The organism is Agreia sp. VKM Ac-1783 (assembly GCF_900177765.1).
Classification (GTDB): Bacteria; Actinomycetota; Actinomycetes; order Actinomycetales; family Microbacteriaceae; genus Agreia.
In genome coordinates this window covers 20964-37504 of record NZ_FXWI01000005.1, presented here as the reverse complement: position 1 = coordinate 37504, position 16541 = coordinate 20964, and the positions used below count along the sequence as shown (strand labels likewise).

Annotated in this window: 17 protein-coding genes; 5 read left to right on the top strand and 12 right to left on the bottom strand. The window is 67.1% G+C overall.

Features of this window, described 5'->3' with window-relative positions:
• Positions 1–31: 31 nt before the first annotated feature.
• The 8 genes from CCK87_RS15845 to pcaH form a co-directional block, all read right to left on the bottom strand.
• Positions 32–1201, bottom strand: a complete 1170-nt coding sequence (locus CCK87_RS15845; protein ID WP_086462402.1) for a thiolase family protein — start codon at positions 1199–1201, stop codon at positions 32–34.
• Positions 1198–1839, bottom strand: coding sequence for a 3-oxoacid CoA-transferase subunit B (locus CCK87_RS15840; RefSeq protein WP_086462401.1), 642 nt, complete (start codon positions 1837–1839; stop codon positions 1198–1200). The genes CCK87_RS15845 and CCK87_RS15840 overlap by 4 nt, the downstream gene beginning before the upstream one ends.
• On the bottom strand, positions 1836–2573 hold the full coding sequence (locus CCK87_RS15835; protein ID WP_086462400.1) for a 3-oxoacid CoA-transferase subunit A: 738 nt from the start codon (positions 2571–2573) through the stop codon (positions 1836–1838). The genes CCK87_RS15840 and CCK87_RS15835 overlap by 4 nt, the downstream gene beginning before the upstream one ends.
• Positions 2570–2983 carry a carboxymuconolactone decarboxylase family protein gene (locus tag CCK87_RS15830; RefSeq protein WP_249273944.1) on the bottom strand — a complete coding sequence of 138 codons (414 nt, stop codon included), beginning with the start codon at positions 2981–2983 and terminating at the stop codon, positions 2570–2572. Before CCK87_RS15830 ends, CCK87_RS15835 begins: the two co-directional genes overlap by 4 nt.
• 2 nt (positions 2984–2985) lie before the next feature.
• A complete protein-coding gene (locus tag CCK87_RS15825; protein ID WP_086462399.1) occupies positions 2986–3759 on the bottom strand; it encodes an alpha/beta fold hydrolase in 774 nt (257 codons plus the stop codon).
• Entirely contained in the window at positions 3756–5018 is a 1263-nt protein-coding gene (locus tag CCK87_RS15820; RefSeq protein WP_249273943.1) for a lyase family protein, read from the bottom strand. The genes CCK87_RS15825 and CCK87_RS15820 overlap by 4 nt, the downstream gene beginning before the upstream one ends.
• A gap of 70 nt (positions 5019–5088) precedes the next feature.
• Positions 5089–5649, bottom strand: a complete 561-nt coding sequence (gene pcaG, locus CCK87_RS15815) for a protocatechuate 3,4-dioxygenase subunit alpha (RefSeq protein WP_086462397.1) — start codon at positions 5647–5649, stop codon at positions 5089–5091.
• Positions 5646–6470 (bottom strand): protocatechuate 3,4-dioxygenase subunit beta, encoded by an 825-nt coding sequence (pcaH, locus tag CCK87_RS15810; protein WP_249273942.1) that lies wholly within the window; start codon positions 6468–6470, stop codon positions 5646–5648. Before pcaH ends, pcaG begins: the two co-directional genes overlap by 4 nt.
• Before the next feature lie 156 nt (positions 6471–6626).
• Here pcaH and CCK87_RS15805 point away from each other — a divergent pair, with 156 nt between their 5' ends.
• From CCK87_RS15805 to CCK87_RS15795, 3 genes are all read left to right on the top strand, one after another.
• Positions 6627–7337, top strand: coding sequence for an IclR family transcriptional regulator (locus CCK87_RS15805; RefSeq protein WP_349290000.1), 711 nt, complete (start codon positions 6627–6629; stop codon positions 7335–7337).
• An 84-nt stretch (positions 7338–7421) separates the two neighbouring features.
• Entirely contained in the window at positions 7422–8600 is a 1179-nt protein-coding gene (locus CCK87_RS15800; RefSeq protein WP_086462394.1) for a 4-hydroxybenzoate 3-monooxygenase, read from the top strand.
• Between the two features lie 117 nt (positions 8601–8717).
• Entirely contained in the window at positions 8718–9509 is a 792-nt protein-coding gene (locus tag CCK87_RS15795) for a glucose 1-dehydrogenase (protein WP_086462393.1), read from the top strand.
• Positions 9510–9565: 56 nt separating this feature from the next.
• Here the strand turns inward: CCK87_RS15795 and CCK87_RS15790 are convergent, their stop codons facing one another.
• From CCK87_RS15790 to CCK87_RS15775, 4 genes are all read right to left on the bottom strand, one after another.
• Positions 9566–10933: an aminomethyltransferase family protein gene (locus CCK87_RS15790; protein WP_086462392.1), complete on the bottom strand. Its 1368-nt coding sequence runs from the start codon at positions 10931–10933 to the stop codon at positions 9566–9568.
• 110 nt (positions 10934–11043) lie between these two features.
• A complete protein-coding gene (locus tag CCK87_RS15785; RefSeq protein ID WP_086462391.1) occupies positions 11044–12024 on the bottom strand; it encodes an alpha/beta fold hydrolase in 981 nt (326 codons plus the stop codon).
• A gap of 33 nt (positions 12025–12057) precedes the next feature.
• Entirely contained in the window at positions 12058–12924 is an 867-nt protein-coding gene (gene purU, locus CCK87_RS15780) for a formyltetrahydrofolate deformylase (protein ID WP_086462390.1), read from the bottom strand.
• A complete protein-coding gene (locus CCK87_RS15775) occupies positions 12921–14444 on the bottom strand; it encodes an FAD-binding oxidoreductase (protein ID WP_170927323.1) in 1524 nt (507 codons plus the stop codon). Before CCK87_RS15775 ends, purU begins: the two co-directional genes overlap by 4 nt.
• A 170-nt stretch (positions 14445–14614) precedes the next feature.
• Between CCK87_RS15775 and CCK87_RS15770 the strand changes: the two genes are divergently transcribed.
• Positions 14615–15487, top strand: a complete 873-nt coding sequence (locus tag CCK87_RS15770) for an SDR family NAD(P)-dependent oxidoreductase (RefSeq protein ID WP_086462388.1) — start codon at positions 14615–14617, stop codon at positions 15485–15487.
• Between the two features lie 2 nt (positions 15488–15489).
• Positions 15490–16539: a maleylacetate reductase gene (locus tag CCK87_RS15765; RefSeq protein ID WP_086462387.1), complete on the top strand. Its 1050-nt coding sequence runs from the start codon at positions 15490–15492 to the stop codon at positions 16537–16539.
• Positions 16540–16541: the final 2 nt, after the last annotated feature.

Genomic DNA, 16541 nt, shown 5'->3' with positions numbered 1-16541 from the left:
CGGCCGTCGTCGACTGAGCTGCGACAGAACGCTAACGTTCCAGCACGACAGCGAGCCCCTGGCCCACGCCGATGCATAGAGCGACGACGGCAACGCCGGAGCCGCGGCGTGCCAGTTCGTGCGCGGCGTGGCCGATGATGCGACCCCCTGACGCACCGAGCGGGTGCCCGATGGCGAGCGCTCCCCCGTGGATATTGAGCCGTGCCGGATCGAGGTCGGGCCAGCCCGCGAGACACGCGAGCGTCTGCGAGGCGAAGGCCTCGTTCAGCTCGACGAAGTCGACGTCCTGCCAGCTGAGTCCCGCCCGGGCAAGCGCCTTGTTCGCGGCCTCGATCGGAGCGATCGGAAAGTCCTGTGGGTCCACCCCGTGGACGGCCCTGCCGGCGATCCGGGCGAGCGGTTCGCCGTCGAGCGCATTCTCCGCAGCGACGAGCACGGCTGAGGCGCCGTCGTTGATCGACGAGGCGTTGCCCGCCGTCACGGTACCGTCGACGGCGAACAGTGGTTTCAGGGTGGCGAGCCGCTCGAGGCTCGTACCATCGCGAATGCCCTCGTCACGGTCCAGCGGCGCGCCCGGGACCTGCACGATCTCGCGGTCGAAGATCCCGGAGGCCCAGGCCTCCGCGGCGAGCCGATGCGAGCGCACCGAGAACTCGTCTTGGGCCTCCCGGCCGATACCTCGGGTGCGGGCGATGTACTCAGCCGATTCCCCGTTGCTGATCGCCCACTCCCGCGGCAGTGCCGGGTTGGTCATCCGCCACCCGATCGAGGTGTTCCAGAGCGTCGGGTTACCAGAAGCCGGCCAAGGCTTGGATGACTTCTCCAGCACGTACGGGGCGCGGCTCATCGACTCGACTCCGCCGGCGAGCACGATTTCGGCATCGCCGGCCTCGATCGCCCGCGATCCATGAATGACCGCGTCCAGCGAGGAGGCGCAGAGCCGGTTGACGGTGGTTCCGGTCACCGAGGTCGGGAAGCCGGCGAGCAGGGCGCCGAAGCGCGCCACGTTGCGGTTGTCCTCGCCCGCTTGATTGGCGTCGCCGAACACGACGTCGTCGATGCGAGCCGGGTCGAGTCCCGAGCGCTCGACGATCGAGGCCATGACGACGGCGGCCAAGTCGTCGGGCCGCACGCCCGACAGTGCGCCGCCGGCGCGACCGAACGGCGTGCGGACTGCGTCGTAGATGAAGCTCGCGGTCATGGGCGATCCCTTAAGGTCAATGCGGTGAGGCTTTCCAGTTCTGCGACGGTTGCGCCACCCAGTAGTTCCCTCACCCGGAAGCCGTCGGGCATCACGTCGAAGACCGCGCGGTCGGTATAGACCCGGGAGACGCAGGCGACACCGGTGAGCGGGTAGGTGCACTCGGAGACGAGTTTGGATGTGCCATCCCTGGCGAGCAGATCGGTCATCACCCACACACTCTTCGCCCCGATGGCGAGATCCATCGCCCCTCCTACGGCCGGGATCGCACCAGGGGCGCCAGTGGACCAGTTGGCGAGGTCGCCGGAGCTGCTCACCTGGAAGGCGCCCAGCACGCATACGTCGAGGTGGCCGCCACGCATCATGCCGAACGAATCGGCGTGATGGAAGTACGCCGCGCCCGGAAGCGCGGTGACGGGTTGCTTGCCCGCGTTGATGAGGTCGGGATCGACCGCCCCGGGCTCGGGTGCCCGCCCCATGCCGAGCAGCCCGTTCTCGGTGTGCAGGATGATCTCGAGCCCGTCGGGGAGATGGTCGGCAACGAGGGTCGGAGCACCGATGCCGAGGTTCACGTAGGCGCCCTCCGGAATGTCACGGGCGATCCGCTGCGCGAGTTCGACGCGCCCTAGCCCCGTCACCGGGTCACCTCGAGTGGTTCGCCATCGATGTCGACGCCGCCCACGAACCGGCCGTGGTCGACCCAGCGTCGTGGCGGGACGGCGACCACCCCGTCTACGAAGATGCCGGGCGTCACCACCGACTCGGGCTCGATCGCACCCAGCTCGACCACGTGGTCGACCTGTGCAACCGTCACGGTGGCGGCCGACGCCATGACCGGGCCGAAGTTGCGAGCGGTCTCCCGGTACACCAGATTGCCCCAGCGGTCTCCCCGGTAGGCGGAGATGAGGGCCACATCGGCGGCGATCGGATGCTCCAGGATGTAGCGGCGGCCGTCGATGACGCGTTCCTCTTTACCCTGTGCCAGGTCGGTGCCGACCCCGGTCGGAGTAAAGAACCCCCCGATGCCGGCGCCAGCTGCCCGGATGCGCTCGGCCAGGTTGCCCTGTGGCACGAGTTCAAGCTCGATCTTCCCCGCACGATAGAGACCGTCGAACACCCAGGAGTCGTGTTGACGAGGGAAGGAGCAGATCATACGACGAACGCGGCCTCTGGCAAGCAGCGCGGCCAGCCCGGTGTCGCCGTTGCCGGCGTTGTTGCTCACGATCGTCAGGTCGCCCGCACCCTGAGCGATCAGCGCGTCGATGAGTTCGACCGGTTGGCCGGCCCGACCGAAACCGCCGATCATCACGGTCGACCCGTCCTCGATCCCGAACACCGCGTCCGCCGCACTGGCGACGGTCTTGTCGATCACGGCCGCTTCCCGTCTGTCTCCGCGAAAACCGCACCCGCGATGCGGAAGGCGGTGTTCGCGGCAGGAATTCCAGAGTAGATCGCCGACTGGAGGATGACCTCACCGATCTCATCGATGGTCAGGCCGTTGCGAAGCGCGGCGCGCAGGTGCATTGCGAGTTCCTCCTGATGGCCATGCGCGATGAGCGAGCTGAGCACGGCGATCGAACGTGCCCGGCGGTCGAGACCTGGTCGCGACCAGACGTCTCCCCAGGCCGTGCGAACGATGAAGTCCTGCCAGGCTGCCGTCGTCGGGGTCGTAGCCGCGACTGCCCGGTCGACATGCTCATCAGAGAGAACCTCGCGTCGGACCGCCATGCCCTGCGCCCATCGCTCGGCATCGCTGAGTCCGGTGCCATCTGGTCGGGTCACGGTCACGCTCCTTCGGTCGCGCGGAGGAAGAAGCCGAGAAGCGCCTCCGCGGTAGCTACCGGCTGCTCGGCGGGTGGAAGGTGGGCCGCATCGTCGATCACGGCGATCTCTCCGCGGGCCACTCCTCGGGCGATCTCGACCGCCTTCTCCACTGGGGTGACGGCGTCCTCGCGGCCCTGGAGGGCGAGCACGGGCGTGCTGATCTCCGCGAGCCGCGACCGCACGTCGTACGTGGCGAGCGCCTCGCAGCACAGGGCGTACGACTCGTCGTCTGCATTCTGCAGGGCGTGCAGCAGCCGCCCGGTGAGCTCCGGATGCGCGGCCACCGACCCCGGCGCGAACCACCGTTGCGCAGACGGGACGATGATGCTCGACGTACTCTCCGCCCGCACGGTCACCGCGCGCGCCAGCCAGGCCGCCGGGTCGCCGATCCGGGCTCCGGAAGCGATGATCGCGGCCGCGCGGACCTGCTCGTGGTGCCGGAGCAGCAGCTCCAGTCCCGTCGCTCCGCCGAGGGAGACACCGGCGTAGAAAAATGGACCGTCGATCGAGGATGCGACGGCATCGGCCAGATCGGCCACAGTGAAAGACTGCTCCGCGGCCGGCGCGGAGCCGTGCCCCGGCAGATCCCACGCCAGTAGCCGGTACCGTTCACGCAGCGCCGGCGCGGCCGCCTCCCAGAGGATCGTCGAGGTGCCGAGCGAGGGGCCCAACACGAGGGTTGGGAGGCCAAGCGCGCCGCCGAGCTCTCGGAAGGCGAGCGCGGGAGCGGTCATGATCGCACCTCCCCGGCGCCATCACCGGTCGCGTGATCCACAGCAGCACCCGCCTCGCCGGTGTAGCCGGCCGGATCGAGCAGCCCCGGGATATCGAGGTCCGCAGCTTCCGGTAGCTCGCGAAGCAGGGTCGTCAGGTCGCCGCCAGCGGCCGCCGAGGCCACCAGGGCGGCCATGCGGGCCTGTCCGATGCGGGGAGTGAGCACGATCGAGAGGCGTTCGGAGAGCAGGAGCCCCCGGCTGAGCGCGAGGTTGCGCGCCACCGCGTCGTGGTCGACGCGGAGAGCGGCGATGAGCTGCACCGCGTGGGCGCTCGCCCCCAGTGTGAGCCGCAGGAGCTCTCGGAGCGTGGGCCACTCGGCGTGCCAAGCGCCGGCAGGACGCTCGTCCTCGGACAGGGCCGCACAGAGATGCAAGGTCGCGGCGAGCTGGGGTGCGCGCAACGCCGCCGACCGGATCAGCACCGCGGCCACAGGGTTGCGCTTCTGCGGCATGGCCGACGACCCTCCGCCGACTCCCACCGAGAACTCCGCGAGCTCGGTGCGCGTGAGCGTCACGATGTCCCCGGCCAACTTGCCCAGAGCATCCGTCGCCTGGGTGAGGGCATCGGCGAGTTCTGTGATCGGCCACCGGGAGGTGTGCCAGACAGCCCCGACGTGATCGAGCTCAAGCGCCTCGGCGAACCGCGCCGGCAGCTGGGTCGCTGCGGCGCCGCCCAGTTCCACGAAAGCGGCACGTGTGCCGGATGCTCCGCCGAGTTGCGCTGGAAAGGTGAGGCTGCGAAGACGTCCCGTCGAACGGCGAACTCCGGACAGCCAACCCGCAGCTCGCAGCCCGACGGTCGTCGGCACCGCGTGCTGCCCGAGCGTGCGGCCGGCGGCGACGACATCGCGGTGCTCCCGCGCGAGGGTCACGAGGGCTGCCTCGGCCCGGGAGAGATCGGCCAGCACCACATCTACCGCCCCCCGCGACACCAGCATGATGGCGGTGTCGAGGATGTCCTGACTTGTCGCGCCCCGGTGCAGCCACCCACGCTGCGCTTCCGGGAGCGCCCGACGCAGCTCGGACAGCAGCGGGATGACCGGGTTTCCCCCGTCGACCGCAGACCGGGCGACTGCCTCCACATCCAGCGCGAGCGAGTCCCACACCGCCGTGATCGACTCTGCTTCCGCCGGAGGCAGGTCGCCAACGGCCGCCCACGCACGCACCAGTCCGGCTTCAGCGGCCACCAAGGCGTCGAGCACGGCGTCGTCGGACACCAGGGAATCGTGTGCGAAAGTCACTGGTGAGAGCAGGCCGCGATCGAAGCAGGCTGCCCGTGGCCCGATCTCAGAAGGCAAGGAACACCGTCTCGTTCTCGCCCTGAAGCCTGATGTCGTGCTGCAGGGAGCCATCTGGCCGTCGCTCCGCGATGAGTGTCGCCTGTTCTGCGCCCTCGAGCGAGGCGAGGAAAGGGTCGGATGCCAGGGAATCGGGGTCGTCCGGGAGGTAGATGCGGGTGTGGAGCTTGTCGGGCAGGCCACGGGCGAAGACGATGGCCGCGAACAAGGCGGGGTGGCCAGCCCCTGCACCGGGGTTGCGGACGAAGAACTCGTATCGGCCATCGTCGTTCGTGAAGGCCCGGCCGAAACCGGCGAAGGTGTGGTCATCGCGCCGGAAGGCGCCACGGACGCGCGGCATCCTCCCGTCGGAGTCGGCCGCGAAGATCTCGAGGAAAGCATCGGGAACGGGAGCCCCTGCCCCGTCGTAGACCGTGCCACCCAGCAGCACGGCTCCGGGGGCGAACGGATGCACGACCTGATTCATCCGGTCGTACTCCACGCCGTATGCGAAGAACGGTCCGACGGTTTGGCCCGGGGTGGCGCGCAGGGTGCGAGCTGGGACACTCATGACTGCTCGCCTCTCTCATCGTCGTTCTCGAACCAGGTCGCATCCGGGCCGTCGACGACGATGTCGAAACGGTATCCGGTCGTCCACTCCGGCGAGGTGAGTTCATGGTCGTAGACGGCGATCAGACTGTCGCGATCCTTCTGCCGCCAGATGGTGTTCAAGATCGGGTCGAGCGCGAACAGCGGGTCGCCCGGGAAGTACATCTGCGTAACCAAGCGCTGGGTGAACGATGAGCCGAAGACGGAGAAGTGGATGTGCGCGGGCCGCCAGGCGTTGACGTGGTTCTTCCAGGGGTAGGGGCCGGGCTTGATGGTGGTGAACGTGTACTCGCCGGCGTCGTCGGTGATGAGGCGCCCCGCGCCGGTGAAGTTCGGATCGAGCGGCGCCGGGTGCTGGTCGCGCTGGTGGATGTAGCGACCGGCGGAATTGGCCTGCCACACCTCGATCAGCTGATTCGCCACCGGACGGCCCCAAGAATCGGTGACCCGCCCACTGACCGTCATCCGCTCGCCGAGCGGCTCGCCCGCGTGCTGGATGGTGAGATCGCTCTCGATCGCCGCGACGTCGCGCTGCCCGAAGGCCGGCGAGAGCAGCTCGATCGTCTCGGGGTCGACGAGCTTGAGGTTCTTCGTCGGGTGGCGCAGCACGCTCGAGCGGTAGGCGGGGAAGTCATGAACGGTAGACGGGAGGCGCTCACCCGAGAGTTCGCGCTGCTCAAAAGAACGGTGAAGAGCGTCGATCTCTGCCGTGATGTCAGCCTGCGAGGCACGGACGGGCGTGTCCGTGAGACTCTCGGGAGCCGGGGCCGGCGGTGGGGTCACGGCGTCTCCTTCGACTGCTCGATCTGGGTTCTCCCATGGTGCGCCACCACGTGCCACGGTCATCGAACCTTCCCGATGAACGGGAACAGATTTCACGGCGTGCCATGATGAGACATGGCCAACTCGCCCACCGGGGACTCCGGGACCGATCGGTTCGTGCGAATTCTGGATACCTTCACGCCCACTCGCACCGTCCAGACGGTGACCGAGATCGGCCGCCGAGCGGAATTGCCCAGCTCCACTGCGCACCGCATCGTGAACGAACTGGTCAACGCAGGACTGCTCGAGCGCGACGAGGATCGACGAGTGCGGATCGGCATGAGGCTGTGGGAGCTCTCAACCCGATCCTCGCACGCCCTCCGACTGCGCCAGGCGGCCATGCCCTTTATGGAGCGGGTGCAGTCGCGGGTGCGGGAGCACACCCAGCTCGCCATCCTGGAGCAAGACGAAGCACTGTTTCTCGAACGATTGAGCAGCCCGGCATCGGGTTCGAACGTCACGCGCGTCGCAGGCCGACTGCCCCTGCACGCATCGAGCTCTGGCCTCGTGCTGCTGGCCTTCGGGCTGCCAGACCTCCAGGAGCGGGTGCTGTCGTCGGGCTTGACTCAGCTCACGCGGGCGACGCTCTCCGACCCGCACGCCGTGCGCAGCAAGCTCGCCGAGGTGCGCCAGCTGGGGCACGCCATCGCTCCCGGTTACATCGAGGAGGTCTCGACCGGTATCGCGGTGCCCGTGCGCGATGAGACCGGCCGGGTGATTGCGGCACTGTCGGTGGTGCTTCCACGCGATGCGGAGTCCGATTTCGCGATCGTGGAGCTGCACCGCGCGGCCACAGATATCGCAAGGTCGCTCGGCTTCCGTTCCTGAGTGAATCTCCCGTTGAACGGGAACACGTGCCTTCGCAGAATCACCGGCTCCCACAATGGCGTCACCACGTCGAAGGAGACGCCCATGTCCAGCTCTGTCAGTACACGCGTCGCCATCGTGGGCGCCGGACCCGCCGGGCTCATCCTGTCTCAGCTGCTGGCCGATGCGGGCATCGACTCCGTCATCGTCGACTCCCGGTCGCGCGAGGACATCGAGGCGACCATCCGCGCCGGCATCCTCGAGCAGGGCACCGTCGACCTGTTGCGTCGTATCGACCCCGACACCCGGGTCGATACCGTCGGCAACCGGCATGACGGCATCGAACTTCGGTTCGGAGACGAGGGGCATCGCATCGACTTTCCCGCTCTGGTCGGCCGGAGCGTGTGGCTCTATCCCCAGCACGAGGTCTTGAAAGACCTGCTGGCCCTGCGGCTGAGGGCGGGCCAGGACCTACGGTTCGGCGTCTCGGTCGCGGGCGTCGACTCGAGCGACCCCAAGCATCCGGTCGTCGTCGCGACGGATGCCCGGGGCGAATCTCTCAGCGTCACCGCCGATTTCGTGGTCGGGGCCGACGGCTCGCGCAGCGTCGTGCGCGCAGCGGTGACCGACGCGCGATCGACCGGGCACTTCAGGGAGTACCCGTATGGCTGGTTCGGCATTCTCTGCGAGGCGCCGCCGAGTTCGCCCGAACTCATCTACAGCAACTCCGAAGCAGGATTCGCCCTGATCAGCCAGCGCAGCCCGGAGGTGCAGCGCATGTACTTCCAGTGCGACCCCGGAGCCGATCCGGCCGCCCCCAGCGACGCCGAGATCTGGGACACTCTGCAAGCCCGAGTGCCCGGCACAACGCTGATCGACGGCCCCATCATCCAACGGGATGTCCTCCGGTTCCGCAGTTTCGTGGCCCGGGATCTCCGTCGTGGTCGAGTCGCCCTCGTCGGCGATGCTGCCCACACGGTGCCACCGACGGGCGCCAAGGGGATGAACCTCGCGATCGCCGATGTGGTCCTGCTGTCGGATGCTCTCCGCGCCCTCCTCGTCGATCAGAACGAGGGCCCGATCGACGGGTACGAGGAGCGGGCTCTCGACCGCATCTGGAAGGCGCAGCACTTCTCGTGGTGGATGACGAATCTGCTGCACGTCGCACCGGACGCCACGGAGTTCGACCGTCGACGCCAGCTCGGGGAGCTCCGAACGGTGGCCGAGTCGGAGGCGGGCCGCACGCTGCTGGCGGAGGCCTACACCGGCTGGCCGCTGTCCTGACCTCGGGCGCCCATGCGGCGCGCCGAGCACACACGTGGCCTCATGGATGCGGCTCCGGAGCACCCCCGCGCACCATGGGGTGATGTTCGACGACGACGTCACAGAGAGGCACAACATATGAATGTCACATACGACTTCTCCGGCAAGGTAGCGCTGGTCACCGGAGCGGCTTCGGGGATGGGCCGCGTGAGCGCCCTCGCATTCGCTGCGGCCGGCGCGACTGTCGCGGTCACCGATATCGACACGACGGGCGGGCGGTCCGTTGCTGAGGAGATCACGGATGCCGGCGGCAACGCGAGGTTCTTCGAGGTGAACGTGACCGACCCCGACTCGGTCCAGGCGGGCGTAGCCGATCTGGTTTCCGCCTTCGGTGGGCTCGACTTCGCACACAACAACGCCGGGGCCGAAGGCCAGCATGGCAAGTTCCTCGAGCAGTCCAGGGAGAACTTCGACAAGACCGTCGCGGTCAACTACGCCTCGATCTTCCACTGCATGCAGGCGGAGATCCCTGCGATGCTCGAGCGCGGCGGCGGCAGTATCGTCAACACCGCCTCGGCAGCGGGCATCATCGGCGGCTACGGCTTCGCGCCCTACGGCGGAGCCAAGACCGGAGTCATCGGCCTCACTAAGCACGTCGCTCAGGAGATGGCCGAACACAACATCCGTATCAACTCGCTCGCGCCCGGTCCCATCAACACCCCGTTCATCGCCGACTTCCCGAAGCCCGTACTCGATCGCCTCCTCACGGGCACCCCCATCGGCCGCCTAGGGGAGCCTGACGAGATAGCGCAGGCGGTCCTCTGGCTATGCTCCGACGGCGCGTCGTATGTGATCGGCACGGCGCTCACCGTCGACGGCGGCACCGTCATCGGGGGGATGTCCACAAGGGCGGACGACCTCGGTCACTGAGGTAACCGCAACGCAGAATGGCCCGGGCAATCCGCCCGGGCCATTCTGCGTTCGACTCAGCCGTGCAGTCGGGGAATCTCCGAGGTGTCGAACGTCTCATTGCGGTACTTGCCGTTGTAGTAGGGAAAGCGCGCAACGGTGGCGCGGATCTCGAACTGCGGGTGACCGACATCTCCCCACAGAACTGTGACCTCGGTGCCTTCGGCCGCGAACTCGCGGTCGATCCAGGCGAGGGAGATCATCGTGCCGTAGTCGAACGAGGGTGTACGACCCGTGGCGAGTCCGACATCCTTGCCATCGACGCGCACGTAGTCGATGCGCATTCGGCCTACGGCGTAGTCCTCGATCGCGATGACCGGGTCGTTGCTCATACGGTCGTACACAACCGAATCCTTGCCGCGAAACTGAGCCGAGTAGATCTCGCCGATGTCATCGGCGTTCCACTCGAGGGTGACCGCGGTACGGGCCGGGTTCTCGGCGATGCGCTTCAGCGCCTCCTTGCCGGGGAACTCGTGGTCGAAGTTCACGAGGTAGCCCCAGCCGATGTCGTACGGCGTGACAAACGCGTTCGTCTTGACATCGGCGGCGCTGCCATGAAGGCCGAGGTCGAAGGGGATGACCTGGTCCATGAATGCGGCGAGCTCGGGGCCCGAGTCGCGGTACGGAGGCAGGAAGTGGATGACCTGATTCGGGTATCCACCGTTCGTGTGGTTGACGAGGGAGTAGTTCCAGAAGCCTTGCGGACGCCCGCCCACACCCTCGACCGCGGCGCGCAGCTGCTCATAGGCCTCGCGGGCCACACTCGAATGACCGTGCACCTCGTAGGCGAGGGCGCCGGACATGCCGAGGCGGTGCACGCGTGCGGTGTCGCCCGCGAGCTGCACTTCTTTGTTCTGGCCGAATCTCAGATCGTGCAGATCGCTGCCCGTGACCTGCTCCATCACCTCGAGCGACTTGGGGCCGTCGATCTGAAAGAAATACTCGTCAATGACCCAGGTTCCCTCGACGTTCATGCCGCTGCCACGGAGGTAGAAGTCGAGCACGGGCGCGAGCCAATAGGCGCGGAAGTGGTTCTCGGCAACCTTCATCAGCAGGCCGTCGGCGAGGATGAAGCCGTCGTCGTTGCAGATGAGCATGTGCTTCGATGACCCGTCCTTCATGAGACCGAAGTCCCTGTTGACCGCCACGGAGTTGAGGAAGGGCACAGCGTCGGGGCCGGTGACGTCGTAGACGGGGCTGTTGTTGAGCACGAAACCAAGCGATGCCGTCTCGCGCGCCGCGAGGGACTCCTCGCGGGTCGTCGAGTACTCGGCGGGCAGCCATCCGAACCCTATGTTGGTCTGCACGTTCGAGCCCGCGAAGATGGGGCTGTCGGGGGCGAAGATGACCTGCCCGATCGGCGTTCCCGTGTTCGTGTCTGCCATGAGGCTTTCTCCTTACGTTCGTTCTCTGGGTAAGCCCTGCAGCAACGGCGCTGCGGGCTGATGTCATCGGTACCCCGAACGTGGACCACAACGCCGGGGCCAGCCTGGGGTCAACCCTCGCCGAATTCCTCGCGGGGCGCATCCATGACACCACTAGTGCCGTCGACGACGCGCGAATCGAGCCAGCGAATCACTGCGTTCGCGACCTCGTCTGAGTTCCGCTCGTACATGAGTCCGTGCCCGTTGCCCACGAGCCCCTGATCCGCAAGCGCGAGCAGGTCGGCGCGCGCGCCGCACTCGTCGCGAAGGTAGTCGCGCACGGCTGCAGCTCCGCCGCGGAAGCGCGAGGCCGAACCGCTCACCACCGCGACGGGCGTCCCTGTGATACCGGGAATACCGTCTGCTGATGTAATCCAGGGCAGCACGGTGATGCCCGACGTCAGGGTACCCACTCCGGGAATCGTGCCGAAGGGTGGTCCGGCGGGCTCGATCGCGACGATCGCCCGCACGAGCCCCTGACGCATGTTGCTCGCCGTCCAGGCGCCGATGGCACCGAGCGAGTGCGACACCACGATCGCCGGTCCCGTGAGGTCGAGCAGCGCCGCGACGCGCGCGGCATCGATGCGGTTCACTTCGGCGAGGTCGGTGAGCAGGGCCGAGTTCGCCGCCGCAAGCTGGCCGATTTCGGCGCTATGCGGCTGCCTGCTCCAGGGCCACTGAGTCTGACTGTCCACGGCATCCGAAGGAGCGAAGAGGAACGCGGTCTGCTCCGCCGGAGCCTGCGCGCCGACGGGCCCGAAGACCTCGGCTGTCTGTGATGCTCTACCGTGGCCAGGGCGATCCACCACATAACTTGCGAACCCCGCGGCGACGAAAGCTCGCGCCCATCCGGGCCGGCCGTCGGGGGTGGTGAGCCAGTCGGTCCCCTGGCCCCCGCCCCCGTGCAGAAAGATCACGGGGAGCTCGCGTGCGCCTGACCCGGGAGCCTCCCATTCCGCCCACATGGGGCCGTGCTGGTGCGTGCCGCCGGCGATGTCGACGTGGTCGCCCTCGATCCAGAACCCTCCGCGGCGGGTCGACAGTGGGGGCATGTCTGCGTTGTGGGGCGCGTGTGTCGTCACGGTTCAGTCCGGAAAGACGACGGTCGTTCGACCGTTGAGCAGCACTCGGTTCTCTAGGTGGTAACGCACGGCTCGAGCCAGCACACGTCGCTCGATATCGCGTCCCTTGCGCACAAGCGCTTCGGGCACGTCCCGATGACTTACCGCCTCGACGTCCTGGGCGATGATGGGCCCCTCATCCAAGTCTCCCGTGACGTAGTGCGCGGTCGCGCCGATGAGCTTCACCCCGCGTTCATAGGCCTGGTGATAGGGACGTGCGCCCTTGAAACCGGGCAGGAACGAGTGGTGGATGTTGATGCACCGACCAGCGAGTTCGACCGAGAACTCGTCGCTCAAGATCTGCATGTAGCGCGCGAGCACGACGAGGTCGACCCGCAACTCGTCCCTGAGCGCCGATATCTGCTGCTCCTGCTCGCGCTTGCGGCCCGGCGCGATCGGGAGGTGGAAGAACGGCACGTCCCCGAAGTTGAGATTGCCATACACCTCGCGTGGATGGTTGGACACGACGCCCACGATGTCCATGGACAGGTCTCCTGTGCGAGCACGGTAGAGCAGGTCAGCGAGACAGTGGTCGAGCTTCGAGGCGAGCAGAAGTACCCGCTTGCGTGTCGTCGACGCCTCGAGCGTGTACTCGGCCTCGAAGGGCGCGAGAACCTCGGCCACGGCGAGCTGGAGAGCTGCAGTGTTCGGGACCGAAGCCGGGGCGAACTGCAGCCGCGAGAAGAAGCGACCCGAGATCGGATCGTCGAACTGCTGAGACTCCTGGATCGTGAAGCCCAGTTCGAAAAGCGCGCCGCTGACTGCTGCGACAATGCCTGGCCTGTCGTCGCAGGAGAACGCAAGGACCCAGGACTCTCCGCTCTCGCTCACTGGGCCGTCTCCCGGTAACGACGCGCCCACACTCCCGATTTGCCGGGCTGCATAATGCCGTTCGGGTCCAGGGCGTCCTTGATTCGCTCGTTGAGGCGCAGCAGAGCGTTGTCGTTGAAGTCGAACTGCGCGGCGACCGCATCCATGTGCTGGAGGTTCGTGCGGTAGACCGGATACCCGCGATCGCGCATGACCGCGAGCATGGCGGAGTAGTTCTCGTACACGGCTGTTGTCTGCTTCTCGTCATGCGGGTCGAAGAACATCGTGCTGATGTGGATGACGCTGCGCGGCGAGAGCATAAGGCCGGAGAAGAACCTCTCCCTCGTTTTTTCGTACAACCCGCGCATGAGATGGGCCGTCTCGACGACGTCGGCCCCGCGAAGCGGACCCACCGGCGAGAAGTCGAGATGGGCGGTGTCCTCGCCGTAGACGCTCTGGAAGAGATCGAGAATGTCCATATCGGGGATACCCGCCATCACGCGGTCCTCGTGGCCGGCGTGGCTCGTGCGGTCGTCGCCCGCGTATACCCGGCGTCGCAGAGACATTCCGGGCACCGCACCGAACAGACGCTCGCACGCAACCCAGTTCGCGTCGACGATCTCCGGTCGGCCGTACAGCGCGAACCGCACGAGCCATAGGTCCTTCTCGGGCGAGAAGCTCGGGTTGCCGTCTGCATCGAGCTCGACGCCGTGCAACACCACCGGGTAGTTGGTGACGGTGCCGTCGAGCATGAGCTCGCGCATCAGGTCGATGGATGCCGCGAGCGCCTCATCGCCGCGGAAGCTCAACCAACACGAGGCATAGGCCTCCGGCCGACGCTGCAGCCAGTAGCCCATACGCGTGATGATTCCGAGGCCCGACGACTGGAACAGCCCCTGCAGTTGCGGACCGAAGGCGTGCTTGTAGATGTGCGCGCTCTGGCTGCCGATCATGCCGCCCATACCCGTGCGCACGATCTCGCCGGTCGGCAGAACGACCTCGAGGCCGCAGATGTTCTCTGCGTGGTCGCCGTATGGCGTGTATCCGCGGCCATACTCGCTGCTGTTGCCGATGACGCTCCCCCATCCGAGGTCGGGAATCGAGGTCCAGAGCTTGCCCCCGGCCTCCTCGAGGGCGTCAAAGAGATCGAACCAGCGCACGCCCGGCTCGACGACCGCATAGGCGAGCTCCTCGTTGATCTCGACCACACGGTTCATGTTGCGGAGATTGACGATCACAGAGCCGGGCACACGCGGGGCCGGCCCGCCGTACGTATTGTTGCGCCCCTGGCTGAAGGTCCAGAGCGGAACACCATGCTCGTTGGCGATCTTGACGACGGCGGAGACCTGCTCGGTGCTCGTTGGCATCACGCAGGCCGAGGCATCCCATTGGTCGGATTCACGGTAGGTGAAGGGGTCGCGGAACGCGAGCAACTCCTGTGGGTCGGTGATCACGGCATCCTCGCCGAGAAGGATGGTGAAGGCCGCCAAGGCCCTGTCGATGTCGCCGATCGGGCGGGCGGTCGGCTCTGTGATGGACATACGAACGTGCTCCTTTGAATGTACGTGTCTGAGGCAACTCTCGTTCGCGGCGGGAGGGGTCGCATCCATGAGGTGCCTAGCCCATGGCCGTCGCGGGCCACTGGTGGGGTCACCGATGCGATAGCGCTGCACTGGCGCGCACCATGAGGGCACGAACGAAAGGTGCGCAGATGCACGAGATCTCCGGCCGCGTGGCGGTTGTCACCGGCGGTGCCAGTGGAATCGGACGCGCGATGGTGGACAGGTTCGCCGCCGAGGGGATGAAGGTCGTCCTTGCAGACATCGAGCAGTCGGCCCTCGACAGGGCGGTTGCCGAGGTGCGTGCCACCGGCGCCGAAGCGATCGGGGTGCGCACCGATGTGACGCAGCTCGACGAGATCGAAGCCCTCGCCGAACGCTCGGTAGCCGAGTTCGGCGCCGTGCATGTGCTGTGCAACAACGCCGGCGTCGAGGGTGGAGCTTTGTTCTCCGACATGTCCCTTCGCACGTGGCAGTGGGTGTTCGACGTCAATTTCTGGGGGCCGCTGCACGGCTGTCGCGTGTTTCTCCCGATCCTGCGTCAACAGGACGAGGCGCATATCGTCACGACCGCGTCGCACGCTGCATTCGCCACCGGACTGCAGACCTTCCACGCGTATGTCGCATCGAAGGCTGCGGTCGCGTCGATGACGGCTAACCTCGAGCGCGAACTCAGCGAGACGGATCCGCACATCGGCGTCTCGCTGCTCGTACCGGGCCTTGTGCAGACCCGCATGAACAACTCCGAGCGCAATCGACCGGTTGACGTACCGCCCACCGACGAGGACCCGCTGCGGATGAGTATCCATCAGAACATCGACCGCGCGACAGCCGAAGTCGGGGTGTCCCCCGAGGACGTGGCCTCCATGGTGCTCGACGGAATCCGCGAGCGCCGCTTCTACCTGCTCACCCACCCGGCGATGACACTCAGCGCGACGACATCGCAGCTCGAATGGATGCGTGGCGGACCTGCGCCGACGCCGCCCGGCGACGACGCCGTGCAGCGGAGAACGACGGCGGGCTAGCCATGCGATTCGATTTCGAATCGCTGCCGGGCCGCGTCAGGTTCGGCGCCGGCAGTGCCGCCGCCGCCCTGACGGACGAGATCAGCCGCGGCCGATATCGCAACGCAATGGTTGTGTGCTCCTCCCGAGAGGCTCCGCGCGCCGCAGCCCTCACCGCCGGACTCGGCGATCGCTTGGCATGCACCTTCACGGGTGTGCGCCAGCACGTGCCGATCGCGGTGGCCGAGGTCGCCCGATCGCTCGCCGCGACCTCGGAAATCGACGTGCTCATCAGCATCGGCGGCGGATCGGCGACCGGCACGGCCAAGGCGGTCGCGCTCACGAGCGGCCTTCCGATCATCGCCGTGCCGACCACGTACTCCGGCTCCGAGATGACACCGGTGTGGGGCCTCACGACCGAATCCCACAAAGAGACCGGCGTCGACCCCCGTGTGAAGCCTTCGATCGTGATCTACGATCCTGATCTCTTGGCCGGCCTCCCCGACTCCACCGCGCTCACGTCTGCGGCCAACGCCCTCGCCCACTGCGTCGAGGCGTTCTGGACCCCCCTGTCCAACCCGGTGCTGGCGCTCGAGGCGACCGAAGGCATCCGAATTCTTGCACGCGGTATGGACGCGCTCGTGACCGGGGCAGCGGCGCGCGAAGACCTGCTGTACGGCGCGTTTCTCGGCGGGCTCGTGTTCGCGGGAGCGCGATCGGGCCTCCACCACAAGATCTGTCACATCCTCGGGGGTGCTTTCGATCTGCCCCACGCTCAGCTGCATGCGGTCGTGCTTCCGCACGTACTCGAGTTCACGGCGCCGTCGGTTCCCACCGAGGCCGCTCGCATGGCCGATGCGCTAGGCAGCGCTGACGCCGTGGTAGGGCTGCGCGCACTCTACGATAGAGCCGGCGTTTCGCGCTCGCTTCAGCAGATCGGGATGCTCGCAGACCAGCTCGAGTCGGCGATCGACATCGTGGTCGCCGCATTGCCCATCGTTCACCCTCGCCTCGTCGACGAAGCCGCGGTGCGACGCATCCTCACCGGGGCATTCGCCGGCCGAGGAATGTGACC

Coding starts and splice junctions, on each gene's coding strand:
- CCK87_RS15845 (WP_086462402.1), bottom strand. CDS start 1,201: ATGACCGCGAGCTTCATCTACGACGCAGTCCGCACGCCGTTCGGTCGC.
- CCK87_RS15825 (WP_086462399.1), bottom strand. CDS start 3,759: ATGACCGCTCCCGCGCTCGCCTTCCGAGAGCTCGGCGGCGCGCTTGGC.
- pcaG (WP_086462397.1), bottom strand. CDS start 5,649: ATGAGTGTCCCAGCTCGCACCCTGCGCGCCACCCCGGGCCAAACCGTC.
- CCK87_RS15800 (WP_086462394.1), top strand. CDS start 7,422: ATGTCCAGCTCTGTCAGTACACGCGTCGCCATCGTGGGCGCCGGACCC.
- CCK87_RS15795 (WP_086462393.1), top strand. CDS start 8,718: ATGAATGTCACATACGACTTCTCCGGCAAGGTAGCGCTGGTCACCGGA.
- CCK87_RS15790 (WP_086462392.1), bottom strand. CDS start 10,933: ATGGCAGACACGAACACGGGAACGCCGATCGGGCAGGTCATCTTCGCC.
- CCK87_RS15785 (WP_086462391.1), bottom strand. CDS start 12,024: ATGCCCCCACTGTCGACCCGCCGCGGAGGGTTCTGGATCGAGGGCGAC.
- CCK87_RS15775 (WP_170927323.1), bottom strand. CDS start 14,444: ATGTCCATCACAGAGCCGACCGCCCGCCCGATCGGCGACATCGACAGG.
- CCK87_RS15770 (WP_086462388.1), top strand. CDS start 14,615: ATGCACGAGATCTCCGGCCGCGTGGCGGTTGTCACCGGCGGTGCCAGT.
- CCK87_RS15765 (WP_086462387.1), top strand. CDS start 15,490: ATGCGATTCGATTTCGAATCGCTGCCGGGCCGCGTCAGGTTCGGCGCC.